The organism is Streptomyces sp. NPDC047022 (assembly GCF_040644155.1).
In the GTDB taxonomy this organism is placed as follows: Bacteria; Actinomycetota; Actinomycetes; order Streptomycetales; family Streptomycetaceae; genus Streptomyces.
The window spans coordinates 135061-161746 of the sequence record NZ_JBEYVV010000008.1 but is presented as its reverse complement, the minus strand read 5'-3'; the positions used below and the strand labels follow the sequence as shown (position 1 = coordinate 161746).

At 69.1% G+C, this 26686-nt stretch carries 15 protein-coding genes and 2 pseudogenes; 10 read left to right on the top strand and 7 right to left on the bottom strand.

What is annotated here, in order from left to right; genetic code table 11:
• Positions 1–224 precede the first annotated feature (224 nt).
• A complete protein-coding gene (locus tag ABZ845_RS12070) occupies positions 225–1088 on the bottom strand; it encodes a polysaccharide deacetylase family protein (RefSeq protein ID WP_360976769.1) in 864 nt (287 codons plus the stop codon).
• A 463-nt stretch (positions 1089–1551) separates the two neighbouring features.
• Between ABZ845_RS12070 and ABZ845_RS12065 the strand changes: the two are divergent.
• The 5 genes and pseudogenes from ABZ845_RS12065 to ABZ845_RS12045 form a co-directional block, all read left to right on the top strand.
• Positions 1552–1749: pseudogene (locus ABZ845_RS12065) on the top strand (amidase); the annotation flags it as partial.
• A gap of 176 nt (positions 1750–1925) precedes the next feature.
• Complete coding sequence (locus ABZ845_RS12060) at positions 1926–2912, top strand: hypothetical protein (protein ID WP_360976767.1); 987 nt, start codon at positions 1926–1928, stop codon at positions 2910–2912.
• A 50-nt stretch (positions 2913–2962) separates the two neighbouring features.
• Positions 2963–4846: an HSP90 family protein gene (locus ABZ845_RS12055; RefSeq protein ID WP_360976764.1), complete on the top strand. Its 1884-nt coding sequence runs from the start codon at positions 2963–2965 to the stop codon at positions 4844–4846.
• Positions 4847–4848: 2 nt separating this feature from the next.
• Positions 4849–7782 (top strand): hypothetical protein, encoded by a 2934-nt coding sequence (locus tag ABZ845_RS12050; protein WP_360976761.1) that lies wholly within the window; start codon positions 4849–4851, stop codon positions 7780–7782.
• A 229-nt stretch (positions 7783–8011) separates the two neighbouring features.
• Complete coding sequence (locus ABZ845_RS12045) at positions 8012–9412, top strand: hypothetical protein (RefSeq protein WP_360976757.1); 1401 nt, start codon at positions 8012–8014, stop codon at positions 9410–9412.
• On the opposite strand, the gene ABZ845_RS12040 is transcribed toward ABZ845_RS12045, so the two are convergent.
• On the bottom strand, positions 9394–9537 hold the full coding sequence (locus ABZ845_RS12040; protein WP_360976755.1) for a hypothetical protein: 144 nt from the start codon (positions 9535–9537) through the stop codon (positions 9394–9396). The two genes, ABZ845_RS12045 and ABZ845_RS12040, sit on opposite strands and share 19 nt — an antisense overlap.
• Before the next feature lie 77 nt (positions 9538–9614).
• Here ABZ845_RS12040 and ABZ845_RS12035 point away from each other — a divergent pair, with 77 nt between their 5' ends.
• A complete protein-coding gene (locus ABZ845_RS12035; RefSeq protein WP_360976752.1) occupies positions 9615–10388 on the top strand; it encodes an enoyl-CoA hydratase-related protein in 774 nt (257 codons plus the stop codon).
• 137 nt (positions 10389–10525) lie between these two features.
• Here ABZ845_RS12035 and ABZ845_RS12030 read toward each other — a convergent pair whose 3' ends face one another.
• The 4 genes from ABZ845_RS12030 to ABZ845_RS12015 form a co-directional block, all read right to left on the bottom strand.
• Positions 10526–11680, bottom strand: a complete 1155-nt coding sequence (locus tag ABZ845_RS12030) for an FAD-dependent oxidoreductase (RefSeq protein WP_360976749.1) — start codon at positions 11678–11680, stop codon at positions 10526–10528.
• Positions 11681–12071: 391 nt separating this feature from the next.
• The gene (locus ABZ845_RS12025; protein WP_360976746.1) at positions 12072–13037 is read right to left on the bottom strand and encodes a glycosyl hydrolase; all 966 of its coding nucleotides are present in this window, start codon (positions 13035–13037) and stop codon (positions 12072–12074) included.
• Positions 13038–14075: 1038 nt separating this feature from the next.
• Positions 14076–15299, bottom strand: a complete 1224-nt coding sequence (locus tag ABZ845_RS12020) for a transposase (protein ID WP_360976743.1) — start codon at positions 15297–15299, stop codon at positions 14076–14078.
• Positions 15300–15561: 262 nt separating this feature from the next.
• Positions 15562–16023, bottom strand: a complete 462-nt coding sequence (locus ABZ845_RS12015; RefSeq protein ID WP_360976740.1) for a pyridoxamine 5'-phosphate oxidase family protein — start codon at positions 16021–16023, stop codon at positions 15562–15564.
• A gap of 226 nt (positions 16024–16249) precedes the next feature.
• Here ABZ845_RS12015 and ABZ845_RS12010 point away from each other — a divergent pair.
• From ABZ845_RS12010 to ABZ845_RS12000, 3 genes and pseudogenes are all read left to right on the top strand, one after another.
• Positions 16250–17489 (top strand): annotated as a pseudogene (locus ABZ845_RS12010) (IS701 family transposase).
• Between the two features lie 212 nt (positions 17490–17701).
• A complete protein-coding gene (locus tag ABZ845_RS12005) occupies positions 17702–17830 on the top strand; it encodes a hypothetical protein (protein WP_360976737.1) in 129 nt (42 codons plus the stop codon).
• Positions 17831–17954: 124 nt separating this feature from the next.
• Positions 17955–20126 carry a hypothetical protein gene (locus tag ABZ845_RS12000; protein WP_360976734.1) on the top strand — a complete coding sequence of 724 codons (2172 nt, stop codon included), beginning with the start codon at positions 17955–17957 and terminating at the stop codon, positions 20124–20126.
• 217 nt (positions 20127–20343) lie between these two features.
• Here the strand turns inward: ABZ845_RS12000 and ABZ845_RS11995 are convergent, their stop codons facing one another.
• Positions 20344–21426, bottom strand: a complete 1083-nt coding sequence (locus tag ABZ845_RS11995; RefSeq protein ID WP_360976731.1) for a S8 family peptidase — start codon at positions 21424–21426, stop codon at positions 20344–20346.
• A gap of 519 nt (positions 21427–21945) precedes the next feature.
• Here ABZ845_RS11995 and ABZ845_RS11990 point away from each other — a divergent pair.
• Entirely contained in the window at positions 21946–26151 is a 4206-nt protein-coding gene (locus ABZ845_RS11990) for a carboxypeptidase regulatory-like domain-containing protein (protein WP_360976728.1), read from the top strand.
• Positions 26152–26686 lie beyond the last annotated feature (535 nt).

The following is a 26686-nucleotide window of genomic DNA, read 5'->3' as shown; positions in this document are numbered from 1 at the left end:
TGTCATGCGATCAGCCCATACTCGTTGACGTAGACCGTGAAGGCGCCTGCGCGGACAACCGCCACTGGGTGATCACGGAGACGTGGGGCCGAGTCGGACGGTCCAGGGGTGGAGCCGGAGACGCATCGATGCTGCCGGCCTCGCTTGACTGCCGCGACCCACCGGACACCCCTGTCGGGACGAGACGCTCTGATCGAAGCGGCACGGCTTGTCGGTCCTGGCGATCAGCCGGCCGGCGGCTGGATGTAGTTTTCCAGACGAGCCACCGCGAACCCTTGCTCTTGTATGCGTTTGAGTAGATTGGTAAACATCTGCGTCATCGTGGCGCCCTTGAGCTCTGAGGGCCCTCGGAAGTGGGCGAGGATGATGTCGCCGGGACGAAGCTTCTTGTCCGGGTCTTGGTATTGCATATTGCGGATCTGCATGGACTCCCGCCACCAGACGATCGCCCGGGGCCCGCACTCACCCACCGCGATCTTGGTGTTGCTGTTGTAGGCACCGTAGGGCGGCCGGAACAGCAGCGGCGCGGTGCCGTATTCCTTGGTGAGTATCTTCTGGTCGCCGCACACTTCTTCCTTCTGGCGGCCCAGCGGGATGGTGTTCATGGCGGGGTGGTGCAGGGTGTGATTCTCTATGGGGTTGCCCAGCGCCTGCAGTTGCTTGAAGTAGGCGTAGTCCGACTTGACGGCGTCGTTCATCAGGAACATCGTTATCGGTATCTTCAGGTCCCGCATCATCGCGACGAATTTCGGGTCTTTTTCCTGACCGTCGTCGACGGTTATGAAGACGACCTTCTGCGATGTCGGTATATGGGTGAAGACCGGAACCGTTCCGGTGGCGGAGAGCTTCACCGGCTTGTCGGCAGGGGGCTTCGGGGGCTCAGGCAGCGGCGTCAGGCCCCACTTGTGCCAGGCGGTGACACTGGGCCCGGGGTTCGGACTGCTGCCGGTGGGGGCAGGGTGAGAGGGAGCGGTGGCCGGACTGGTTCCGCTGCCACCACTCGCGCCGCAACCGCCGACCGCGAAGGCCACCGCGATCGTGCCGGCCAGTGCCCCGTGAAACTTGCCTTGCCTGATGTGCGGCCTCACCGCGCCCGCTCCCTCGCTGCCGTGCTGTCCTTGCCTCGTCGGGAACGGTAGTCGTCGTTCGGAAAGGGGCGTTGAGCTGAGGGTAAGGAAATGGCCATGCATTCGAGCTTGTTCCTCGACCTCCGCCTGGCCCTGACAGGGGTGGCCCGACGGACCCGAGCGTCAGCTCATGCCTGCAGCCGTCCGTGTGCGGTGGCCGGCGGTCTGAGCACGGATACTCGGCACCCAGGGGTTCGTTGGCCGCCACGGCCCGCGAACCTGCTGCGCCGGTTGCCGATACACGCCTTGAGGCAGAACTCCTGCTCCGCCGTGTGGTTGAGCCACTCCAGCGGGTGCGATCCGGGTCGCCGGCAATGGTGAGTGCCCGTGGCCGGAGAGGAAAATGGCGAGCATTGAGACAAGCCATCCCCTTGCGTGAGGCGGCATATCGTGACCTGTTCCAGAGGCAGTTACGGTCCGATTCATGGAGTGGAGTCTTCAGACGGCGGAAATGCTCGCGGCTGCATTGCATGTCGGTGAAGTGGCCTCGGCGCAACTGACCGAAGAGGCGATCGCCCGTATTGAGCGGGACGACAAGGCGATCAACGCGAACTGTGTGCCGGACTTCGACCGTGCGCGAGACGCCGCGCGCGGTGCCGACCGGGCGCGCGCCCGCGGTGAGCGAGGGTCTTCCGTTCGTCTGTGCCGCTTCCCTGCCGCGCTGTCGGCTGGAACCGGGAGCGGCGCGAGGGCGGGACCGAAATGGTGAAGCACTGGTGGAAACCCTGTGGAAGTGGTGTCGGTGGGGGCGCCTATGCTGCACGGGCCGATCACGCGGAACGTGGGGGAGGACGCGGCATGTTCGACAAGCTGTTCGGCAGGAGTGCGGAGAGACCGGCGGCGGATCCGTACGCCCTGCCCGTCCCGCGCAGGCCGAAGAACGGGGTGTACCGGCTGCGCGCGCTCGGAGACACGCGGGTGCTCGCGCTGGTGGAGGCGGCGGCCGCGGGTGACTGGGAGGCGGTCACGGTGGCGCTGGCCCCCTTCGATCTCGGCCGCGACCACCAAGTCCTCGGTGAGCTGTCCGATCTCGACGGTGTGCAGGACTGGATAGGCCGGGCCGTCGAGGAGGACAAGGAGCACCGGGCGACGGCCCTGCTGATATCCGGGGCGCGCCACATCAGCTGGGGGTGGGAGGCGCGCACCAGCGCGCGTGCCTCGAACGTCACGCGCGAGCAGTGGCGGGTCTTCGGCGAGCGGCTCCGCATCGCCGAGGAGCAGCTGCTCGAGGCCGCCGAGTTGCGGCCGGAATGGGTCACGCCGTGGCGCCGCCTCCTCACCTCGGGCCGCGGCATGTCGCTGGGCCCCGCCGTCAACGAGGCCCGGCTCGACGCCGCCCTGCGCCGCGACCCGCTGGACCTGGAGACCCACATCGAGTGGGTGTCGCAGTTGCAGCCTCGCTGGGGCGGCGAGCCGGGTGAGGCCCTGGCGTTCGCCCGGAAGGCGTTCGCCGGTGCGCCGGAGGGCCATCGCCTCGGGTGTGTGATCGCCATGGCGCACATCGAGGACTGGGTCGAGTCCGACCATGAGAACTGCCTCAGAAGCCCCGAGATCCAGGACGAACTGGTGGAAGCGGCCGAGCACAGCATCCTCCACCCCGCCCATGTGCGTCGCCCGGGCTGGCAGCAGGACTTCAACATTTTCGCCATGGCCTTGTCCCTGGCCCATGTGAGCACCGCGACGCCGCGCGTCTTCCGCGAGCTGCAAGGCGCCTACACCCCGTGGCCCTGGCGGTTCATGGCGCAGCCGGAAGAGAAGTACGCCCGCGCCCGGCGCAACGCCTGAACCCGCCACCTCATCCGCCGCTCGTCGCTCACCTCACCCCGGACTGCCCGATGACTCTGCCCGACACCACTTCGAGCCCCGCCGACGCCGACCGCACCTTCCAGGTGGATCTGCGCGGCCTCGTCGATCTCCTCTCCCATCATCTCTACTCCAGCCCACGCGTCTACCTGCGCGAACTCCTTCAGAACGCGGTGGACGCGCTGACCGCGCGCCAGGGCCTCGAACCCGGCGCCCCCGCCGACGCGTTCCGTATCCGTCTGTACGCCGACGGCTCGGTGGTACGCGTGGAGGACGACGGTGTCGGTCTCACCGAGGCCGACGTGCACACCTTCCTCGCCACGATCGGCCGCAGCAGCAAGCGCGCCATGGGGGTCACCCCGGACGAGCCCATTCGAGGCTGGGGGAATCCCGGCGATCAACGTGCCGACTTCATCGGCCAGTTCGGTATCGGCCTGCTCTCCTGCTTCCTGGTCGCGGACGAGATCCATGTCCTGAGCCGCTCCGCCCGCACCCCCGACGCCCCCGCCGTGGAGTGGCGGGGACGCGGCGACGGCAGCTACTCCGTCCGTACCTTGCCCGTCTCCGCCCGCCCGCGGCCCGGAACCACCGTCACGCTGACTCCGCGCGCCGACGCGGGCGAGTGGACCCGGCCGGCACAGGTGCAGGCGCTGGCCCGGCACTTCGGCTCCCTGCTGCGCCATCCCGTGACCTTCGCCGACGGCACGGGCGGCCCGGGTGCATCCGTCAACCCCGAGCCCGCACCCTGGGCGCGTACGTACCCGACGCCGGGAGCACGCTCCCGCGCGCTGGCCGCGTACGGCGAGGAGGTCTTCGGATTCACGCCGCTGGACACCATCGAGCTGGACCTGCCCGCCGTGGGCCTGAAGGGCATCGCGTGCGTGCTCCCCGAGGCGGTGCCGGCCGGGCGCCGCCATGGCCACCGTGTGCACGTCAAGGGCATGCTGCTGCCCGAGCAGGCCCAGGAGATCCTGCCCGAGTGGGCGTTCTTCGTCCGCTGCGTCGTCGACGCCGAGAGCCTGCGCCCTACGGCGTCCCGCGAGTCCCTGTACGAGGACGACACCCTCGCCGCGGTCCGTGACGCCCTCGCTGAGCGGTTGCGCGCGTGGATGGCCCGGACCGCCGCCGGCGACCCGGACCTCCTCGGCCGCTTCCTCCAGGCCCACCACCTGGCCGTGAAGTCGCTGGCCGTGCACGACGACGAGATCCTGCGGATGCTGCTGCCGTGGCTGCCGTTCGAGACCACCGACGGACACGCCACGCTGGACGAGTTCGCGCGCACCCACCGCACCGTGCTCGTGACATCCAGCGTGGAGGAGTTCCGGCAGGTCGCGGCGATCGCCTCGGCCGCCGGGCTCGGCGTCGTCAACGGCGGCTACACCTACGACCGTGAACTGGTCCACCGGCTGCCGGAGATCAGGCCGGAGGCCAGCGTCGCCGACCTCGACCCGGCGACGCTCACCGCCCACCTCGACCCCGTCGACCGGGAGACGGAACTGGCCGCAGCGGCCTACCTCGCCCTGGCCCGGGACGCCCTCGCCGTCTTCGACTGCGACGTCGCGCTGCGCACCTTCAAGCCCGCCTCGGCCCCCGCCCTCCTCCTCGACAGCCGCGAGGCCCGGCACGAGCGCACCCGTTCCCAGCTCGCCCGCGAGCAGCAGGGCGGCCTGTGGGGCGACATCCTCGGCCATCTGCGTCAGGAGGCTCCGCAGGCTCAGCTGATCCTCAACCAGCTCAATCCGCTGGTCCGTGCGGCCGTCACCATCGATGAACCCGAACTGGCCCGCACCAGCGCCGAAGCCCTCTACGGGCAGGCCGCGATGCTGTCCCGGCGCCCCCTCAGGCCCGCCGAATCGAGCCTCATCAACCGCTCCTTCCTCGACCTTCTCGCCCACGCCCTCCGCAAGGACAGCTGACGATGACGACCGCACCCCAGACCATCGACGAGCTGTACCAAGGGCTCCAGGAGAACGACCGGCGCCCCTACGGCCGTACCCGCACCGTCACCGCCGAGGAACTGGTCGAGGCCGCCGAACAGTTCGCGGAGCCCCGCCCGCTCGTCCACGCGCTCCTGGAACTCCAGGAGGCGTACACCTACGGCTCCGAGCCCCGGAAGTCGCCCGTCGTCTTCGCCCGTCTGCTCACCCTGTTCGACGAGCAGCCCGACGTCTTCGACGAGCGCCTGCGCCACACGCTGTTCTGGCGGTTCAAGTGGGTGGCGAACGCCCTGCGTGCGCTGCCCGAGGTGCCGTTGGCCGGCCTGCGCCAGTGGTCGGCGGAGATGCACGACCGGTACGAGAAGGCCGGCCTCGGCCTCCAGCCCTACTACGGACAGGCGTACCAACTCGCCGCCCACGTCGGCGAGGACACCACCCTCGCCTACGAGCTGTGGGCGGCACGTACCCGCACCAGCCTCACCGACTGCGAGGCCTGTGAGACCTGCGAGCGCGCTCGGTATCACCTGGCGACGGGCGACGACGAGCGGGCGCTGCGCGCCTGGGAGCCCGTCCTGAACGGGAAGGAGTCCTGCCGGGAAGAGCCGGCCCGCTCCACCTCGTACGCGCCGCTTCCGCTGCTGCGCACCGGCCGCACCGATCGGGCCCGCGCACTGCACCTCACCGGCTACCGCGCCTGCCGCCGAAACCCCTCGATGTCCGGCGAGGTCGGCCGGCACCTGGAGTTCTGCGCGCTGACCGGCAACGAGGCACGCGGCCTGGAACTGCTCGCGGAGAACCGGAGCCTGTTCGACGACGTCGACTCGCCGCTGGACCTGCTCAGCTACCTGACCGGCGTGGAGGTCCTCCTCCAGCGCGTCGAACTCCTCGGCCACGGCGAACTGCCCGCCGCCGGATACGCGGGCCGCACCTGGACGGTGGCCGGCCTGCGCGCCGAGGTGGGTGGCCGCGCCGACGACCTCGCCGCCCGCTTCGACGCCCGCAACGGAACCACGGCCCACACCGACCGGCGCAGGGCCCGCCTCGACCGTGCCCCCCTCCTGGACGCCCTGGAGCTGACCCTGCGCACCCGCGGCCTCGACGACGTGGCCCCCGCCGCCCCGGCTGCCGCGCCCGCCGTCCGCACGGCCGCCGCCGTCCCCGATTCGCTGCGCGAACTCATCGCCCAGGCACGGGCGTTGGAGACGCAGGGGCACCCGGACGCGGCGGCCTGCTGGGCACGGCTGCGCACGCTCGTCGCCGCCCCCGACTACGCCCACCCCGACGACCCCGCCCTGGGACCGCTCGTACAGCTGCGGGCGGACCTGCTGGCCGACGAGGCGGGCCGGGCGGCCGAGAAGGACCAGGTCGACGAAGCCGCCGCCCTGTACGAGGAGGCCGCGAGCCTGTACGACGAGGCCGGAGCGCCGGGTCACGCGGTGCTCGCCCGCGCCTGCGCCCTGCTCCCCGCAGGGGGGATCCCCGATGAGGGTGCCGACGGAGCCGAGGTGAAGGCCGCCGCGCTGACCGCCGCCCACGATGCCCTCGTCCGGCTGCACGAGGAGACGCCCGGCCTCCCCCCGTACCAGGAGGCCCGTCTGCTGCGGCTGAAGGCGACCGCGCTCGGCCTGCGTCTGCAGACGTCGAGGAACGAGGAGCACGTCGCGCCGGTCTTCGCCGAGGTGGACGTGCTGCTCGACTTCGCCACCCGGCACGACATAGCCGGTCAGGTGTCGGGAGCCCTCCTGCTGCGGACCAGTACATACGCTCTCTCCGGCGATCTGCCCGCAGCGGTCACGGAGATCGACGCCCTCCTCGACCGGCTGAAGGCGCACGGCCCTGCCTGGCACCTGCCCCGCACGCTCGGACTGCGCGGCCGGATCCAGCTCGGCCTGCGGGACGCGGGAGCCGCGCACGCGGACCTGACCGAGAGCCTGCGACTGGCCGCCGACTGGCCGTCCGGCACCGTCGACACCGTCCGCCTCCACGGTGATCTGGCAGAGGCCGGCATGCACCTGGGCCGCCCCGACGAGGCACTGCGGCACCTCACGCGCTCCGCGGAGCTGGAACTGCGCCACGGCAACCGGACGGACGCTTTCTGCACCTACAGCAACGCGGCCCAGCTCAGCCTCGACCTGGGCCGAGTCGAGGACTGCATCGCCCTGATCGACTCCCTCCTGGCCGAACCGGACGTCACCGCCGGCGAACTGGACGACCGGCTCGTCGCCCAGCTCCGCCTGACCCGCGCCCGCGCGCTGCACAAGGGGGAGGACCTCAAGGCCGCCACGGCGGAGTTCGCCGCCCTCGCGGCCGAGTCGGCGCACTGGGACGACGACCCCGGGAGCCATGCCATGATCGCCTCGGAGGCTGCCGTACTCCTCGCCGAGTCCGGCGAGTTCGGCCGGGCTCGTGAGGCCGCGAACCAGGCACTCGCCGCCCACGTGCAGGCCCCGCGCTACGAGCAGCTCAGCAGCTGCCTGCGCGAACTCGCCCGGCTCCAGGCCCAGCGGCAGGGTTCCGACGGCCTGGCCGACGCCCTCGCCCTCCTCGCCGACGCGGGAAGGATCGCCGAGGAGGCCCGCGCCGCGGGGTACGAGGCGAGCGGTCGCTCCCTGGACAGCGCCCTCGCCTACGAACATGGACGGGTCAACGCCTACGCCGGTGAGTACGAGACCGCCCTGGCCGCCCTGGACAAGTCCCTCACCCTGCTCGGCGAACCGGGACCCGACGCGGACCACGTCGGCGAGTGGGCCGAATGCGTCCGTCTCGCGGGTGCTGTGGAGGGCATCTACCTGGAGCGCCCCGCCCCGGCCATCACCCGCCTCGACGCCGCGGTATCCAACCTCACCGCCCTGGGCCACACCGAGGAGACCGAGCCGCTGACCTCCCTGGCGGCCCGGCTGCGCGACGAAGGGTGATGCGGCGGGGGCGGGTGCCGGGGCGACAGACCGGCCCGGCGTCGGCGAAGCCACCGTCCTGGGCCGCGTGGTTCGGGACGGACGGTCTGCGGGGCTGTCCGGGTGGCCATGACGGGTCATGTGGTGTGTCAGAGGGTTGATGCGACGGGTGGAGCGTTTAGCTACCCACCGCCCAACTCGACGTCAGCCCAGGTCCGGACCAGGCGCTGCCCCGTCATGAGGAGTCCCCGTGAGAGTGAGTCTCGCCCCGCCGTCCATCGCCGCCGTGCTGCTCCTGGCCGGTATCGCCACTCCTGCCGCGGCCGCCGACCACGACGGTGACCACGGCACGCCGGTGGCCTGCGACACGGCCGCGCTGATCAGCGCGATCGAGACCGCCAACGCCAATGGCGGCGGCACCCTGAGCCTGGCCCGGAACTGCGACTATCAGCTCACCAGCGCCTACAACAGCACCGACAACGGACTCCCGGCGATCACCAAGAAGATCACCATCAAGGGCAACGGCGCCACCATCGAACGCACCGGTGGCGGGGACTTCCGGATCTTCGAAGTGGACGCCCCCGACGGCGACCTCACCACGTACGACCTCACGATCAAGGGCGGCAGTCTGGCCACCTCCGGGCTGTTCGGCGCCGGCATCTACGTACAGCGTGGCGCCAGACTGACCCTGGTCGACTCCACCGTCACCGGGAACACCAACACGACGGACTACGGAGGAGGGATCGCCAACTTCGGCAGTGCCACCCTCACCCACACCAGCGTCACCGCCAACACCGCCAGCACCTACTACGGCGGAGGCATCCTCAACACCGGCGAACTCTCCATCAAGGACTCCAGGCTGAGCGGCAACCAGTCGCCCGAGGGCGGGGCACTGTATGCGGACGGCGGGACCACGAAGATCGACCACTCCACCTTCGACAGCAACAGCACCACCTACTACGGCGGTGCCGTGATGGACGACCTAGGAAGGATCGAGATCGACGACTCCGCCATCACGAACAACACGGCCGGCTATTACGGTGGTGGCTTGTACGTCGAGTACTACGCCTCCATGACCCTGCGCAACACCCGTGTTGAGGGCAACAGCGCTGGTTATTACGGGGGTGGTACCTACAACGACGGGACGCTGGAGGGCTACAAGGCCAAGGTGAAGGGCAACACCGCCGATTATGGTGGAGGCGTCTACGCCTACGGCAGTGCCACGTTCCAGGACAGTCAGATCTCGGGGAACACGGCAGTCTCCTACGGCGGCGGGGTGTACAACACGTCGAACCTCAAGCTGACCCGCACCACGGTCAGCGAGAACACCGTGACGGACACCCTGGGACAGGGCGCCGGAATCTACAACCAATACGCGCTTGTCCTCGACGACGTCCGCGTCACTGGCAATCAGGCCACCGGCTCCTCTTCGCAGGGCGGCGGAATCTACAACTTCACCTACCCGGGCTACACCTACTACGGCAACATCCAGCTCAACAAGACCAAGATCACCGAAAACAGCGCCGCCACCGTCGGCGGTGTCTCTACCGGCGACCAGTTCAATGTCTTCCGCGACTCCACCATCACCAACAACACCCCCAGCAACTGCACCGGCAGCCCCATCTCCCCCGTCTACCACTGCACCAACTGAGCGGCGCCGTCGCCCCGGCCACGTCCGGGTGAGGACCCCTGGCCGCGGAGGGCGGCCATGTTCTCCGGGTCGTGGCCGGTGCGGATCTTGGAGGCGCCCTCGCGCCCCTGCACGGTGGGGTGCACAGGGCCCGCGTGCCGCGGGCATCGGATGCGCTGTGGCGCAGCCGGTGCGCGGCGTGGCCCGGGCGTAGGCTGGGATCGTGACCGGTTCCGAGCGTGTGATCCTGTCCACCCGGGGTGATTTCACCTGGGTCGTCCTGAATCATCCCGAGCGCAGGAATGCCCTGAGCTGGGACATGCTTCAACAGCTGCAGAAATCGCTGACCGACGTGGCCGACTCTCCCGCGCGGGGGATCGTGCTGGCGGCGCAGGGGCCGGTGTTCAGTTCCGGGCACGACTTCGCGGACGTGCTGGCCCTGGATCTTCACGGCACGCGCGAGCTGCTGGGGCTGTGCACCGACGTGATGCGGCTGGTCGAGTCCGTTCCCCAGGTGGTGGTGGCCCGGGTGCAGGGGCTGGCCACGGCCGCCGGATGCCAGCTGGTGGCATCCTGCGACCTGGCCGTGGCCGCGGAGTCCGCCGGGTTCGCGCTGCCCGGCGGCAAGGGGGGCTGGTTCTGCCATACCCCCGCCGTGCCGGTGGCACGGTCCATCGGGCGCAAGCGGCTGATGGAGATGGCCTTGACCGGCGACGTGATCGACGCCCGCACCGCACTGGAGTGGGGGCTGGTCAACCGCGTGGTACCGGACGGCGAGCTGGACGAGGCGGTCGAAGAACTCCTCGCCCGGGCCACCCGTGGCAGCGCAGCCAGCAAGGCACTGGGCAAACGCACCCTGTATGCGCAACTGGACCGCCCGGAGGCAGACGCCTACGCCATCGCCCGCGAGGTCATGGCCGACTCCTCACAGACTCCGCAAGCCCGCGAGGGGATCGCGTCCTTCCTGGGCAAGCGCCCGCCCGTGTGGCCCGAGTAGCGCGGGGCGAAGGCGTGGTGCAGGCCGTGGACGTCGCCCACGGCACGGCCCCCTCGGTCGCACGGCGGTGTGACAGTCGAGCCGGCAGCACGCCGTCATCGCCGCCTGTCGGCGTTGTGCACGGTGCGGCTCCCGTGTCATCCCAAGCGGGCCTGGAGATGACGCACAAGGATGGTGGCCGAGGCCGGGGCGGCTTTGACGAAACCGAGAAACGGGCCGAAATCCTGGGAGGCCGCAAAGCCGGTGAGGTAGAGACCGGGAACGGATGTCTGGAAGTTCTCGTCAAGCAGAGGGAATCCCTCGCGGGTTGCGATCCGGTCGAGGAGGCCGGCGAGGTAGGGGACACGTGCCAGGTCAGGTGCGAATCCGGTGGCGAACACGACCTGATCGGCCGTCAGGGATTCGGCACCGGACAACGTCACCCGCACCGCGTCGTCCCCCTCGCCGCCGCGCGCATGGACGATTTCCGCATCGGGCCAGACGTGGACCACCTCGGGGTTCAGCCGGGCAGGCAGCCATGGCTCCAGCGTCCCCCGCCCGGCCTGCCAGCACTGCGTGACAATTGCGTTTCGCTCCGTAGCCGTCATCCGGCGCCACCACCCGGCTACCCGCAAGGTGCCCTCGACGCAGTCGTCGAAGAATTTCCAGCTCACTGCCTCGAAGCGGGGAACGGGGTGGCGGTGGACGATATCGACGCGGTCGGCACCGTGTTCGGCCAGCAATGCCGCCCACTCGTACGCGCTCTGCCGGCCGCCCACGATCAGGACACGCCGGCCCGCCAAGGCATCGAATCGGACCAGGCCGGCGCTGTGAGTTGCGCGCGCTTCCGGCACACCGGCCGCCCAGCCGGGCACCTGCCGGAAATATCCCACGCCTGGAGCGGCGACCACGGCCTGGGCGTGGATGTGTCCCCCGCCGGTGAGTTCTGCATCGAACCCGCCGTCGCGCCGCGTGATGTCCAGTACGTGTTCGAGCCGGACGGTCACCTGTTTGACACGGCGAAACCACTCCGCGTAATCACGGAACAGGGCGAGGGGGATCGGGACGACCTCGTCGCGGGTGAGGCCTCGTTCACGCAGGTAAGCCTCGAAGGTGTGCACGCCGGCTGCGTCCAGGTGCCAGTCCGTCCCCGAACGCAGCAGCATCCCCTCAGGCATGTGTTCATACCAAAAGCCCATCGGCCGTCCGACCACCTGCGTATCCATGCCGCGCTCGCGTGCGAGGGCGGCCGCCGACAGTCCGTACGGCCCGGCACCGACAAAGAGCACATTGGTGGAGAGGGCGTCGTCCATATCGGGCTCCTTTCCGGCCTGCGGAAGGCGGAGCCTGGGTGAACCAGGACACCACGGTGCCGTCAGACCCAAGGCGAGGCCGTACCCTGCCGAGCCCGTGGGTCGGGCCCAGCCGGATTCGTTCCCTGTCGACATTCCACCGCACGCATCCCATACGAGCATCACGAAGCGGCACTTTTCGCGCTTTCGCCCTGGACAGGTCGGCGTCGGTGAGCCTTGCCTCGGGCGGACAGGCCTTGACCTGCAGGGGAAGCCCGAAGCGTCGTGGGCCGGGCGGATGCTGCGCTCGTATGGAGCGCAGACGAAGTGCTTTCACCATGGTGAAACGGAGGAATCACACTTCGGGCCACCCGGCCGTCACGGCTGTTTTGCCCCGGATGTCGCGAAATCCTCAGGAGTGGATGGCCCTGTCCCAGCTGGCGGATACCGCGTACTTCTCCAGCGTGGTGATGTCGCGGTACTTCGGGGAGGCGACGTTGGGCTGCCTGAGCGCGGCCTGGATGCCGGCCTGTGCGGAGGGCGGGGTGGCGAGCCGCCAGTCGGGCTGCGTGGAGTTGGGAACGATCTCGTCGAACCACACCAGGGCGTCGATACCGTCGGCCTGTGCGGTCTTGAACGCCGCGCCGAGCCACTTGCCCTTGTCGGCGGTCTTCAGGCCGGTTGCGGTTTCGGCGAGGATCGCCGGACGCCCGCCGTCGAACGTGCGCAGGGCGTTGAGGATTGTCTTGTACCGGTACTGGTCGCCCGGGCACCAGGTGGGTGAGGTGCACCAGTCGTAGGCGTCGATGCCCACGTAGTTGACGTAGTCGCTGCCCGGCCAGGCCGTCTTCAGCGGCGTGATGGAACCGGAGTAACCCACGGTCCATACGAAGAGCGCGTTCTTGCCGGCGTACTGGCGGAAGATGCGGAAGACCCTGCGCCAGGCGCCGTACAGTGCCTGCGGGGTGTTGCCCTCGCGGCCCAGGCTGTAGGTCTCCCAGTTGGTGTTGAATTCAGCGAAGGGCCGGAAGTAGAAGGGGTGGCCGTAGGCGGCGAGGGACTTTGCCATCGAGATGAGCTGGGCGTCCTTCTGCCCGTTCTTGATCTGCGTGAGGTTCCCCTCGGGAGACCAGGCGATCATCGGTACCGCACCGGCCTGGCGTGCCGCGGTCATCGTGGAGACCGGAGCGGTGGAGGCGGCCTGCGACACGAACCACGAATCGATGGCGGGTGCGAGGCCGGCGTATTTGCCGGTAGCGGTGTCCTGGGCGATGGACCCGGCCTCAATGCCCCACATGACCGGGTTGGTCACCTTGGCCCGAGGGCTCGAGGGTGCGGCGCCGGCCGCGGGGGCCAGAGTGGTGCCGACCGTCACCATTGCGCCAAGTGTGGCGCCGACTACGGCCTTTCTTCGTTTCATGCTTTCCTGAATCCTCGTGGTTCCTGATGCTGGTGGCGTCGCAGGCTCCGTTGAGCTCTGCGCGCGCAGCATGATGGGGCGGCACAACGTCGCTGGATGGGTGTGTGCCGCGGGATCGCCGGTAGTCCGGTCAGACGGCTGAGACAGCCTGCCTCGACCCGTCGCAAGGCCACCCCCCTGGCAGCGACATAGTGAGAATCTCGCAAGAAGATCGCGATCCGTTCCGGACGGTATCACGTGTACCTGGCAATGATCGCGTGACGAAGATCGCACATCTTCTGCGCGCACGCGCTCGTTTCGGGGTTCGACACAATTCGGCCGCCTGGAAAGCCGAACGGCGCCGGGCGCGCAACAAAGCGGAACATGCCACACCGGTAGCCGATCGCAGCGGCCATCAGCCAGAACGGAAATCCGCGGGGGCGGACGCTCCCTCGCACCCGCGCTTGTGTGCCCCGCGCACCGCCGTTGCCCCTGTGGATCCCCTGTGTGGCAGACAAGATGCTGTTGGCGATCTGACACTTGCTTTCATACCGTTCGGCAGAGAGCCCGGGTCATCGGGGTTTTCCTTCGTGGATACCCCCGGCTTGAGCCGGGGGAGGAAACGAAGCTCCTGCGGAGCAGGGCAGGAAACGGGATTTCGCCCTTAGGGCGAAAGACCGCGTACGTGACGGGTAGCCTGTGCGCTGTGCGTTGCGAGAACCAAGCGCGTACAACGTGTTGCGCGAGAACCAAGCCAGCACAATCACCACCTGACTTTGCTGTACAAACCGGGCAGGTTCCGTCCCGGGTGGCGTTGAGGGAGTAAGACCTTTCAGGTCGTTGACCTGCAGGGATTCCTGAGCCAGGAATCCCCCTGCTTCAGCTGGGGGAGGGTTCAAGAACGCCTGCGCCAACCGCCGCCTCGAGCAGATCGGATTCCACAACCTCCGCGGACCGATCCGGGGCGGCTGGCGTGTCCCCAATTTGACTCCTCCCCCTCGTAAGCGAGGGGGATTCCTAGCTCACTTTGCCTGCCCCGTAGCAGGGGGCAGGGCTTACAAGATCAGCACTAGCCGGGTTGAGACCAGCCCGGACGAGCATCACGTAGGCGGAGTTCTTGTCCCGTGGGGACACCGTTCCGCATGCGGTGCACGTATACGTTCTCTCGGAAAGAGGCAGGCGGTGCTTGGTTCTCGCTCCGCAGTGTGCGCAGTCCATGGTGGTGTGCGCGGGGTTGACCAGGTGCAGGATGCGCCCGTGTTTGCGGGCCATCTCGATCAGGGCTTGCTTGGTGGCGCCGATCGCGGCATCAGCCGCCTTGCGGGCCATCGTCGATTTCGCGAGGAACTTCGGCCGGAAGTCCTCAACTGCCAGGGCGTCATGGTCGCGGACGACACGCTTGGCCCACTTGCGGCCGGTGTCCTGACGCTGGGCGGCCACCTTCCGGTGGAGCTTCGCGGTCTGCCGCTTCGCCTCGCGGTAGCCCTTCGACCCGGGCTGCCCGCGCTCCGGCCTGCGCCTCGCCATCATCCGCTGGTACCCGGCCAGCTTCTGCGCGGCCATCTTCCCGTGCTGCGGGTGCGGCAGGTCGTGGGCGTCGGACGTGGTGGTCGCGGTCTCCCGCACCCCCCAGTCGATGCCTATCACGCGGCCGGTCGCGGGCAACGGCTCGGCCTGGACGGCAACGACGAACGAGGCATACCAGTGGCCAAGGCTGTCCCGGTACACGCGCACCGACGACGGATCGGACGGAAGCTCACGCGACCACACCACCGTCAGCACGATCCCGCCCGCCAGACGCAGGCGGCCGACCTTCAGCCGGAACCCGCGCCTGGTGTATTCGAGGGTCGGCAGCGCTTCGCGTTTCTTCTTGTACTTCGGCATCCCGGCCCGCTGCCGCATCGGCAGCTTCGCCTTGATGTCCTTCAGCGCCTTCGCCCGGGACTTGCCGAAGTCCCGGACGATCTGCTGCTGCGGAACACACGCGCCCTCCCGCAGCCACGGCGTGTGAGCACGGGCCTGGGTCAGCATCGCCGCAAGCTGCACCGGCCCACACGTCAGCTTCCCACCCCTCGCCCTGTTGAGCTGGTGCACGGCCTTGGACTTGGCGACGCACTCGTTCCACACCCACCGGCACCGGTCCCACTCGGCTTCGATTGACCGCTGCGCCGTGGACGACAGGCGCAGACGGTAGGTGTACCGCGCGTGCCCGGACCCTTCCGTGATCGCTTCTGCCGTCATGCATCCGAAGCTACCCGGGACGACTGACAGTTGAGCCCCCATTGCTCTTTACGATGTCCCTCACCAGCAGTTTTGGTGTACGCCGATCCGCCCTGACGGCGAATCGGCTTTCCCTGCCCCGCTCACGCGGGAGCTTCGTTTCCTCCCCACCTGAAGGTGAGGGTATCCACGAAGGAAGACCTGATGAAGGACCCGGCCTACTACTCCAGCCGTAGATCGTGATCTTGCTGGTGGGGAGTGGGGCGTCAGTCAGGGACGGCCGCTATTCCAGCCACGTCCCGTCGCGCATGATGACTCTGCCGCGTAGTTCCGGTTCGCCGCGCCAAGCGCGGACACTCTTCGGCACCACGCGCACATACAGAAAGGAACCTTCCTCCGCTCGCGGGTCCCACCCGAACTTGGCGGCGAACGCCTCGGCCGCGTCTCCGGGCACGTCCTGGTCCAGGAAGCATTCCGCCTCACCCTGGAGAAGCACCACATCGAAGGTGTCCGGCAGCGCCAGGCGCACGCGCGGCTCCTCGCGGACGTTCCGCGCAGTCGCGGAAGTGGCACTGGTGCACATCCACACTGCTCGCCCATCCCACATGAACCACAGCGGCACCTGGTGCGGCCCGTGATCGGGATGTGCTGTCGACACCCATACATCCCGCTCGGTGACGAGCCGTTCCAGAGTGTCGCGCCTACGCTCCGCCGCCTGGCGGCGAACAATCCCCGTGGTCTGCATAAGTGCCGACCATAGCCAGCAGGCTCAAAGCGCGCATGAGGCGAGGGACCTACGCCCGGCGACCGATGAACCCCTCAGCCTCTGACTCGGGACAGCCAGTACAGGTCGGCTGGCAGACGGGTACGGCCACCGCTGATCATCGTGTGTTGTGTGGACAAACGAAGAGACGGTGGCCGCGGGTCACAGCGTAGACCCTGCCCGCTGGCGCGAGGTGTTCGAGGTCCTGATGGGCCGGATAGCGGGCCGGTTTGCGCGGGTTGAGCCCCGGCGCCGGGTGCGGGACCTGGTACTGGGGCTGCTGTCGGACCTGCCGCGCAAGAACTGCTGGTCGATCGCCGAATGGGCCGGGGAGGCGAGTCCGGACGGCATGCAGCACCTGCTCGGCCGGGCCAGGTGGGACGCCGACGCCGTGCGTGATGACGTGTGTGAGTACGTTCTGGAGCATCTGCACGATGAGGACGCGGTGCTGGTGGTCGACGAGACCGGGGATGTGAAGAAGGGCGCGCACACCGTCGGTGTCCAGCGCCAGTACACCGGCACCGCCGGCAGAATCGAAAACGCACAGGTCGCCGTCTATCTCGTCTACGCGGGCCGCCGCGGGCACGCGGCGGTGGACCGTGAACTGTACGTTCCGCGCTCGTGGACGTGCGACCCGGACCGCTGCCGCGCAGCCGGGCTCGGCGACGACACCGTCTTCGCGACCAAGCCGGAGCTGGCCGCCCGCATGATCGGCCGGTTCCTCGACGCCGGGCACCGTGTGGGCTGGGTCGCCGGCGACGAGGTCTACGGCGGCAACCCGAAGCTGCGGTCCGTGCTGGAAGAGCGCAAGGTCGGCTACGTGCTCGCCGTCGCCTGCTCGGCCGAAGTCACCACCGGTGCAGGGAAGTTCCGCGCGGACGCCCCGGCCGCGAAGGTGCCCAGGCGGGCCTGGCAGAAGCTGTCGGCAGGGGCCGGAGCCAAGGGGCACCGCTTCTACGACTGGGCCGTCATCGACCTGGCCGACGAACGGCCCGGCAGTTACCGGCTGCTGATCCGCCGCAACCGCACCACCGGTGAACTGGCCTACTACCGCTGCTTCTCACCCGCCCAGGTGCCCCTGGCCACCCTCGTCCGCGTCGCCGGATCAAGGTGGCGAGTGGAGGAAACCTTTCAGGCCGGAAAGGGCCTGGCCGGGCTGGACGAGCACCAAGTCCGCCGCTTCACCTCGTGGTCCCGCTGGGTCACTCTCGCCATGCTCGCCCACGCTTTCCTCGCCGTCGTCCGCGCCGACGAACACGCCCGCCATCCCGCCCCCCCACGGGCTGATCCCGTTCACCTGCAACGAGATCCAGCGCCTGTTCACGACGCTTGTCGTCCGGCCCGTGCACGACGTGGCCCACAGGCTTCGCTGGTCCGCCTGGCGACGCCGCCACCAGGCCCGAGCCCAGGCCAGCCATTACCGCCGACAAGCCGAGAATCCGCCATGAAGATCACGATCTACGGCTGGAGTACTACCCGGAGGCCGCCAAGAAATGCACCTCCAAGTGGCCCCTCCCCCCACCCGAGCTGGACCCAAAGTCGAATCCGCACTACATGGACGACTATCGCGAGGAGATCGCCTGCCTGCAGCGGAACGATTTCACCCGAGGACATCAGCGAATCGTTCCGTCGACCACCTTCAAGCCGCCATGATCAGGTCATGCGAATACGCAGGGAAGTACGGTGGCTTCTGTGGGGGCTGTGGTCGGTGTGCTTCGTGATCGCAGTGTGGATGGTCGTGGCGGCCGTGGGGGTGGTGTACGTCCTGCTCACTCGCTGCTGGACCTGAGCGCACGGCTGTTATTAAGGAGCCGGACTGGAGCCGGTCTCGCTGTGGCGGGTGCGACCGCGGCGTCGGAGCGCACACAGAAACTCCCGTGCGCTGGTTCGCGCATCTCTGCGATCATCCCCGAATGGCGCACAGTCTCGAATCGCTGGTCATCCGGCACACCCACCGCGTTTCTTCCCCCAAGGGCTCCGCCGGGCAAGGAGCCACCGCGGCACGGCAGTTCGACGCGGCGCTGACATCCGTGGGTTTCAAGCTCTCGGCGGAACTGCTGGGGCGGCTGTCGGGACTGTCCGAGGCCGTGGTCGTGCACACGGCCGAGCGGACGCTGCGCACCGTGAGCGAGATCGTGGGCGACCATGCCCGGCACAACTCGTACTTCATCGACTTTCCGGCGAACGTACCGGACACCGAAGAATTCTGGATGCGGTGTGTGACAAAGGCGCTCGGCGATGAGCAGTCGCGCGAGAACGTCCTGACGCAGCTGGCAAACGGAGTTCTGGACTTGCTCAGCCTCCCTGCGTACGGCCGCTACCAGCACACCTACGAGGAGATGCTCGCGGCGCAGGACGAGCTGATCGCCTCGGCGGGCGACCGGGTGACCGTGCTGCACCTCGGGCGGGACCTGGACGACGAGCTCACGGACCTGTACCTGGCCTTGGCAGGCAGCACGACGCCACTCAGCGAGGACGACCTGCGCGACCTCGAGACCCTCGCCGAGCGGTGCGCTCTCGGCCCCCAGCCGGAGTCCATCCCGGTCCGCGAGAACCGGGCGGTCGTCAACAAGGCCCGTCTCGCTGCCGGCGCGGACCTCCTGCTGGACACCGTCACTGACGTGCTGCGGCTTGCCTGCGCGCTGTCGGGCGGTGACGTGACGCTGCAGGAGCCGACCCGGTTTCGGGCTCTCTCGCGGCCGGCCCGCCGTGCGCTGCTCGCGGGCCTGGACACCGTGGTCGCGGCGAACCCCGCCAAGCTGGCCGACGTACACGCACACCGCGAGCCTTTCAAGCGACTCGGAGAGCGCCTTCACCCGCACGAGTACCCGCGCTGGCCGCACGCCGCCGATGTGTTCGCCGTGGCGAGGGGCGAGAAGGAGGCGAGGTCCTTCGACAGTCGTGTCGAGAAGCTGCTCGACGAGTTCGACGTCCTCGGTGCGGTGCGGCTGCTGGAGTCCGCTCCCGGCAAGCTGTTCCGTGCCCTGGACCTCCTGCTGCGCATCGCCGACGACCAGGAAGAGCGGGACGCGGTGGTGGCCGCCGCGGTGCGGGTCGCCCCCGAGGTCTCCGGCCGGGTCGTGCTTTCCGTCCGCGAGCACTTCCAGAACCGGGAGCGGGAGGCCGGCGAACCCCGGGTCTTCGTCAACCGGCGGGGCCGCGGCTGGGTCACCACCGACGTCCGGCCTCCTGTCCCCGCCGCCGACCGCGATCGTCTGATCGCCGCCCTCGACGCCGAGGTGCGCCGCAGGCTCCCGGTGCCCGGCCGACTGCTGCTCGACCCCGACGTCCTCGACGTAGCGCTCCCGCTCAGCGGCAGGGCGACCGCGGCCGGGTTCGGCGTACTGCCTCGAGGTTCGCTCTCGGCTGTCGACGGCGAACAGCTGCGCTTCTTCGTGTACTGGAAGCAGACCGAGAAACGGACCGACTACGACCTCTCGGCGCTGCTCCTCCACGTCGACTACAGCACCGACTCCTGGCTCTCCTACACATCCCTCACGGCTGTCGGGGGCGTGCACTCGGGCGATGTCACCGAGGCGCCCGACGGGGCCTCGGAGTTCATCAGCCTGTCCCTGGACCGGGTGCGCAGCGCATTCATCGTTCCCCAGGTCAACATCTACGCCGGCGAGAGCTTCGAGGAGGTCGAGGAGTCGTTCTTCGGTTTCATGCTGCGAGACGGTGAGCAAAAGGGCCGACCGTTCGAACCGCGCACGGTGCGGATGAAGTCCGAGCTTCGCGGCGTGGGCAGAGTGGCGCTGCCGCTGGTGTTCCGGCGCGAGGACGACGGCCGGTGGCGCGCGAAGTGGCTGCACCTGTATCTGAAGGGCGTCTCGTCGGCCAACCGGGTCGAGGAGAACCAGGTGTCGGTTTCCAAGGTGGTGCGTGCCATCGTGGAGCGCGAGTACCTGACGGTGCGGTACCTGATCGACCTGATGTCCGGCGACGCCACAGCCGTGGATCTGTGGGACGGCGAGCCGCTCCCCGACGAGCCCGTGACGTACATCGGTCTGGAACGTCCCGAGGGACTGCACCCGGACTCCCCGGTCATCACCCTCGAAAATCTGCGCGACTTGATTCCTGGCTGAGTGCTAGGGTCGGCCATGGCGAGGCCATGAAGGGGCTTCCTTCTCAATTCCTGTCCCGAAACAAGTTCCTTCGCTTTCCTCGCCGTCGGCTTCGACTGGGAGGCGCCCGCGCGGCGCCTCCCAGTTTTCGTGTGCGCGGTGACCGAGCGACTCGTGCCCGCCGTTCCGGTGAGCCGCGGCGCTCGGGTGACCGTGCGGCCGGGGCGGCCGGGGCAGTTCAGAGGCCGCCGGTGTTGAGCAGGCGGTTGGGAGTGTCGGAGCGGATGCCGTGCAGGACACCGCGGGTGGCCGTGTGGTCGAGCCAGACGTGGACCTGGTCGGCCGTGGCGTGGGGGTGTGCCGACAGGTACAGCGCGATCACGCCGGTCGCATGCGGTGCGGCCCAGGACGTCGCGCCGTCGTTCTCCGTAGTAGTACCGCCGCCGGCGAGGGCGGCGGTCACCTTCTGGCCGGGGGCGTACAGGTCCACGCACCGTCCGTAGCCCGATCCGTACGAGCCGCCGTCGCTCCAGGCGCGGTCGTTCGAGGTGGAGGCCGCCACGACGATGGTGCCGGGGACGCCGGCGGGGGAGTGCCTGCAGGCGTCGTCATGGAAGTTGCCTGCCGACACCACCGTCGGGATCCCCGCGTCGACCATGTTCTTCACGGCGGACTCCAGGGCCGCCGACCGGTGGTCGAGGTTGAGAGACATGTTCACCACCGCAGGCTTCTGCGCGTGCGCGGTGACCCACTTGACCGACTTCACCAAGGCCGCCTCGGCCGCTGCCGGGGAGCCGCCGCCCTCGCTCTCGCACAGGATTCCCTGGACGCGTACGAGCTGCGCCTTGGGCGCCACCCCGTACCTCGCCCCGCCGATGATGCCAGCGACGAACGTGCCGTGGCCGATCCCCGCCTCGCTGAAGCAGTCACCGGAGTCTTTCGAGCCCACGAAGTCGGCGCCGAGGTGGGCGCGTCCGCCGAACTCCTTGTGGGCGATGTCCATCCCGGTGTCGATCACATAGACATGAACGCCCTGGCCCGTGGCGGTGGTGGTGAGCTTCCCGTTCAGCGGCCGGGACCGCTGGTCCAGAATGTCCAGGTTCCACGGCACGTGCCGGGTGATGGGCGACGCCGTGGTCCGCGCGATCCCGGACAACTTCTCCACGGCGCCGGGAGACGTCGACACCGAGCCGGACGACACCCCGTCCCCGGAGGACGCCACGGACTCCTTCTTTCCGTGCGCGGGGAGCGTCCCGCCGTTGCCCCCTGCGGCCGCGCCGGTTTCCCCGCCACAGGCCGAGGCCCCGAGTACCGTCGTCATGGCCACCACCATGAGAGCGACCTTCGTTACGTTCCGCGTCACAACGTCCCCCATATCCCCGCTTCGTGCAGAGTCAGCGCACAAGACGACCACAGGGGGCGGGCGGTTGCGGTGGGGGTGTCCCTCGTGGGGAGTCCGCCCCGCCTCGTCCATGTCGGGATTTCGTAGGCGGCGGCCGATCGCACCATCGCCCGCACCGGCCCGCTGCCGGGCCCTGCAACCCAGGACGAGGTTCCGCAGGGTGCCGTGCCGTGCTCATCGTCGACGGCTCCACGCCGACGATGGCGGTTCCTGGCCATATGGCGACCATCCGCCGTGCCGCGGCCATGTCCGTCGTTCCACGACCGTTGGGATCCTTCGCTCTCAAGCAGCAGCACTGGCCTGCTGACCAGCCGACAGATACGCGGCACGCCGGAGCCTCCACTGCCTGCACAAACAGGCCAGTCGGACACGGTCACCAACACCAGGAGTCCAAAATTGGGCAGTTCGAAGCGACGGGAGCCAAGACGGTGGAGCACATTGCTCCAGGGAGCCGCTCTGATCGCCGTACCCCTGACGATGCTCGGTATCGAAGTCCCGGCCCAAGCAGCCACGTCGGCACATCCCGCAGCCCGGACGAGCGTCACGGCCGGCACGGTCGCCCCCTCCCCGAAGCCGGCGGAGCGGGTGTGTGCCGCCCCGAAGCCGGGTGACTACAGTTGTTTCGCGCTGCGCCGCACGGATACGGGGAACCATGCCCGTCTGGCCGCCGACGCCATGCCACCCGGCTATGGACCGACGGACCTGCAGAGCGCCTACAACCTGCCGACGACCGGCGGTGACGGCCGTACGATCGCCGTCGTCGACGCCATGGACGACCCCAACGCGGAGGCGGACCTCGCGGCCTACCGCGCGAAGTACGGGCTGCCGCCCTGCACGACCGCCGACGGCTGCTTCACCAAGGTGTCCCAACGCGGCGACACCGACTATCCCGCGCCCGACCAGGGCTGGGCAGGCGAGATCTCGCTCGACCTCGACATGGTGTCCGCCGCCGCCCCCGACGCGAAGATCCTCCTGGTCGAGGCGGACAACCCGAACGGCGATGACCTCGGGGCGGCCGTCGACGAGGCAGTGAAGCTGGGCGCCAAATATGTCTCCAACTCCTACGGCACGCAGTACGACGAGGAGGACAGCGGCGAAGACCCGTCGGAGACCACCACGGCCGACGTGCACTACGACCATCCCGGTGTCGCGATCGTCGCGTCCGCCGGTGACAGTGGCTATGGCGTCTCATACCCGGCCGCCTCGCAGTACGTGACCTCCGTGGGCGGCACGTCCCTGGTCAAGGACTCCGGCAACACCCGTGGGTGGTCGGAGTCGGCCTGGGGCGGCACCGGATCGGGTTGCTCCGAGTTCGAGCCCAAGCCGGCCTTCCAGCACGACACCGGCTGCGCGAACCGCACCGTGGCGGACGTCTCGGCCGTGGCCGACCCGGCCACCGGCGTCGCGGTCTACCAGACCTACGGTGGCACGGGCTGGTCGGTCTACGGCGGCACCAGCGCCAGCGCGCCCATCATCACGTCCGCCTACGCGGTGGCCGGCAGTCCCGCTCCGGGGACGTACCCCAACTCCTACCCGTACCAGCACCCGGCCGCGCTCAACGACGTGGCCGCGGGGAACAACGGCGACTGCCCAACGCAGTACCTGTGCAACGCCGGCACCGGATACGACGGGCCGACCGGCCTCGGCACCCCGAACGGCGTCGCCGCGTTCACCAGCGGCCCGCACGGGGTGGTCTCCGGCACGGTCACCAGCAGCGCGGGCGGTCCCGTCGCCGGGGCCTCCGTCTCGGCCGACGGGATCAGCGCGACCACCGACTCGAGCGGCGCGTACTCGCTCGACGTGCCGACCGGCACGTACACCCTCACCGCGTCCGGATACGGGTTCGCCGACTCGACCGTCCAAGGGGTGACGGTCACCGACGGCGGCAAGGTGAGTGAGAACTTCATGCTCGCCCCCGTGCCCAGGCACACCGTGAGCGGCACCGTCACCGACGGCACCGGTCACCACTGGCCGCTGTACGCGAAGATCACCGCCAGTGGTGTGCCGGGCGGTCCGGCGTTCACCGACCCCGTCACCGGCAGGTTCAGCCTCGACCTCCCGCAGGGCCACGACTACACCCTGAGCGTCAGCGCCGCGTACCCCGGCTACCAGCAGGTGAACAGGACGGTCACCGTGGCGGGCTCGGACCAGACGATCCCGATCGACCTCCCCGTCGACCGGGTCGCTGAGACCGCGCCGGGTTACGCGGTCCACCGCGTCGGGACCACGCAGACGTTCGACTCGACCAACGGCGCCCCGGCCGGGTGGAGTGTGGTCAACGCCTCCGGAACCAACGGCGGCTGGACCTTCGACGACCCTGGCCATCGCGGCAACCTGACCGGCGGCAAGGGCGGCTTCGCCATCGTCGACAGCTACCTCGCGGGCTCCTCGGCCTCCCAGGACTCGCAACTCATCAGCCCGGTCTACGACCTGAGCAAGGATGCCACCCCGTACGTCACCTTCGACACCGATCAGCTCACCCGTCAGCCCGGTACCGACGAAGACATGATCGACGCGACAACCGACGGCGGTACGACCTGGACGAACGTCTGGAAGGGCAACCTCGGCTTCGCGGGCATGCACCACTTCGAGGTCCCGCTCGCGCAGTACGGTGGCAAGTCCGACGTCCAGCTGCGCTTCCGCTACCAGGCCCACAGCGACTTCTGGTGGGAGCTGGACGACATCTTCGTCGGCAACCGCAGCTACGACCCCGTCCCCGGAGGCCTGGTGGCCGGCACCGTCGCCGACGCCAACACCGGCGCCCCCGTCAACGGTGCCAGGGTGACCAGCAAGGACGCCCCGGCCGAGTCGGCGCTCACCTCCGCCACACCGGCTGATCCGAACCTTCCGGACGGCTTCTACTGGATGTTCTCCTCGGCCATCGGCAAGCACCGGTTCTCGGCGGCCAAGCCGTACTTCGCCACCGGCACACAGCAGATCGACGTCGCCGCCAACGGCGTGACCCGGCACAACTTCAAGCTGAAGGCAGGCAGACTCACCGTCAAGCAGGCGTCCATCGACATCGCGGTCGCCACGGGCGGCAAGAAGTCCGCGAAGCTGGTCGTCCGCAACGACGGCAGCGCCCCGGCCACGTTGAAGCTCGCCGAGCATCCCGCGCTGCTGCCGCAACTGTCGCGGGGCGGCGCACCGCTCGACCGGGTCGCGGGAACCTTCTCTCCGCTGCCGATGAAGGTCCTGGCGGCGCGCCGTGCCGCGGGCGCGAAGAGCACCAAGGCCACGGGCGTCGGCACCGGCACGCGGACCGCTGTGGCCGGGACGGCCTGGCAGGCCTCGGCCGATCTGCCCACCGCGCTCTCCAGTAATGTGGCCGACTTCTACGACGGCCGGCTCTACACCGGATTCGGCTGGAATGGCCACGGCGACGTCAGCTCGCTCTACTCCTACAGCCCCGCCACCGGTGCCTGGTTCCAGCTGGCCTCCGCCACCGATCCCCGGGAGGAGCCCGCCCACGGCTTCATCGGCGGCAAGCTCTACGTGGCCGGTGGCTGGGGCGGCCCGAACGGCACCGACCGCAAGCTGGAGATCTACGACCCGCGCACCGACCGGTGGTCCGTCGGTGCCGACATGCCGACCGCGTACGCGGCCTCCGGCAGCGCGGTGCTGGGCGACAAGCTGTACACGGTCGGTGGCTGCTACGCCCTGTCCTGCGCCGGTGTCACCGACGTCCAGGTGTACGACCCGCACACCGACAGCTGGTCCAAGGCCGCCCCGTACCCCGAGCCGGTCACCTGGACCTCCTGCGGTGCCATCGCGGGCAAGCTCTACTGCGCCGGCGGCATCTCGGGCGACAACGGCGACCACCCCGTCAAGCACGCCTACGCCTACGACCCGGGAACCAACAGCTGGTCGTCGATCGCCGACCTGCCGAACACCACCTGGGGCGCCGCCTACAGCGCCGCCAACGGGCAACTGCTCGTCTCCGGTGGCGTGGTGAGCGGCGCTTTCCGCCCGACGCTGACCAACCAGACATACGCCTACAGCCCCGCCGCCAACGCATGGACCGCGCTGCCCAACGCCAACCTCACCGTGTACCGCGGCGCGGGGGCGGTCGGGTTCTACGTGGCCGGCGGCCTGTCGAGCAACCAGATACTCGCTCCGTCGATCAGCAACGTGTCCCTCCTGCCCGGCTACAACCGCAACTCGTCCGCGACCGACGTCGACTGGCTCTCCGAGGCTCCCGGGTCGGTGACCATCGCACCTGGCCGGAGCACCACGGTGACGGTCACCGTGAATGCCGGAGCGCCGGGGATCGTCACCTTCGGCGACTGCACCGCGGCCCTGTCGCTCAGCGCCGACACCCCGTACCCGATCCCGTCCATTCCGGTCACCATGCACGTCGGGCCGGCCGGGGACTGGGGCAGGATCGCGGGCACCGTGCTCGGCTCGGACGGTCATGGACACCACGTCCCGCTGGCCGGGGCGACAGTCAAGATCCGCTCCAGTGCCGGCGGCTACACCCTTGCTACGACCCAGGAGGGCACATACGGCCTCTGGCTTCCCGCCGGCGGCCACCCGGTGACCGTCGTCGTCGCCAAGAGCGGCTTCGAGTCCACCACCAGGACCGTGAGGATCGCGGATGACATGACGACCATGCGCGACTTCACACTCGAACCGGTTTCCTGAGCCCGGCCCGCCCAGGTGAAGTGAACCGGCGCGAGACGGCCGGGCTCCCCTCCGGAGCCCGGCCGTCCGCCATTCCCGACTGAGGCGCCGCAAGCGGTCTTAGGCATACGGCGCATGCGGCCGTCCGGTGCGATCACCTGGGTCAGGCGGTCGTCGGCGTTCGAGGCGACGGGAACCGCGCGGTGCCGGTGCAACGTCTGCCCCGCAGGTCCATCAGGGGGAAATCCGGCGTATCGCCTCTGATGGGCGAGGAATCGTCGAGGTTCGCGGCATATCTGTCTGATGAGGTGTAAGCCGAACCGGCACCTTCGAAGAGCGCGGTCCGCGGTCCGGTCCCCGACCAGTTGCATGAAAGGATTCCCATGCCTCTCGCACGCGATGGCAGGCCGCTGCTCAGGCGCGTTGTCGCCGTCGCCGTGGCGGCCCTGATGGCCACCGCCGCGTTCCCTGGCGCACGGCAGACCGCTGTGGCCTACGGCGGCAAACCTGAAGGCGCCATGCTCGCCTGGGGAGACAACAGTTTCGGTCAGCTGGG

Bases quoted from the DNA above. Each gene is read 5' to 3' on its own strand.
- ABZ845_RS12060 (WP_360976767.1), top strand. From the start codon at position 1,926: ATGTTCGACAAGCTGTTCGGCAGGAGTGCGGAGAGACCGGCGGCGGAT.
- ABZ845_RS12055 (WP_360976764.1), top strand. From the start codon at position 2,963: ATGACTCTGCCCGACACCACTTCGAGCCCCGCCGACGCCGACCGCACC.
- ABZ845_RS12050 (WP_360976761.1), top strand. From the start codon at position 4,849: ATGACGACCGCACCCCAGACCATCGACGAGCTGTACCAAGGGCTCCAG.
- ABZ845_RS12030 (WP_360976749.1), bottom strand. From the start codon at position 11,680: ATGGACGACGCCCTCTCCACCAATGTGCTCTTTGTCGGTGCCGGGCCG.
- ABZ845_RS12025 (WP_360976746.1), bottom strand. From the start codon at position 13,037: ATGGTGACGGTCGGCACCACTCTGGCCCCCGCGGCCGGCGCCGCACCC.
- ABZ845_RS12020 (WP_360976743.1), bottom strand. From the start codon at position 15,299: ATGACGGCAGAAGCGATCACGGAAGGGTCCGGGCACGCGCGGTACACC.
- ABZ845_RS12015 (WP_360976740.1), bottom strand. From the start codon at position 16,023: ATGCAGACCACGGGGATTGTTCGCCGCCAGGCGGCGGAGCGTAGGCGC.
- ABZ845_RS12005 (WP_360976737.1), top strand. From the start codon at position 17,702: ATGCGAATACGCAGGGAAGTACGGTGGCTTCTGTGGGGGCTGTGGTCG.
- ABZ845_RS12000 (WP_360976734.1), top strand. From the start codon at position 17,955: ATGGCGCACAGTCTCGAATCGCTGGTCATCCGGCACACCCACCGCGTT.
- ABZ845_RS11995 (WP_360976731.1), bottom strand. From the start codon at position 21,426: ATGACGACGGTACTCGGGGCCTCGGCCTGTGGCGGGGAAACCGGCGCG.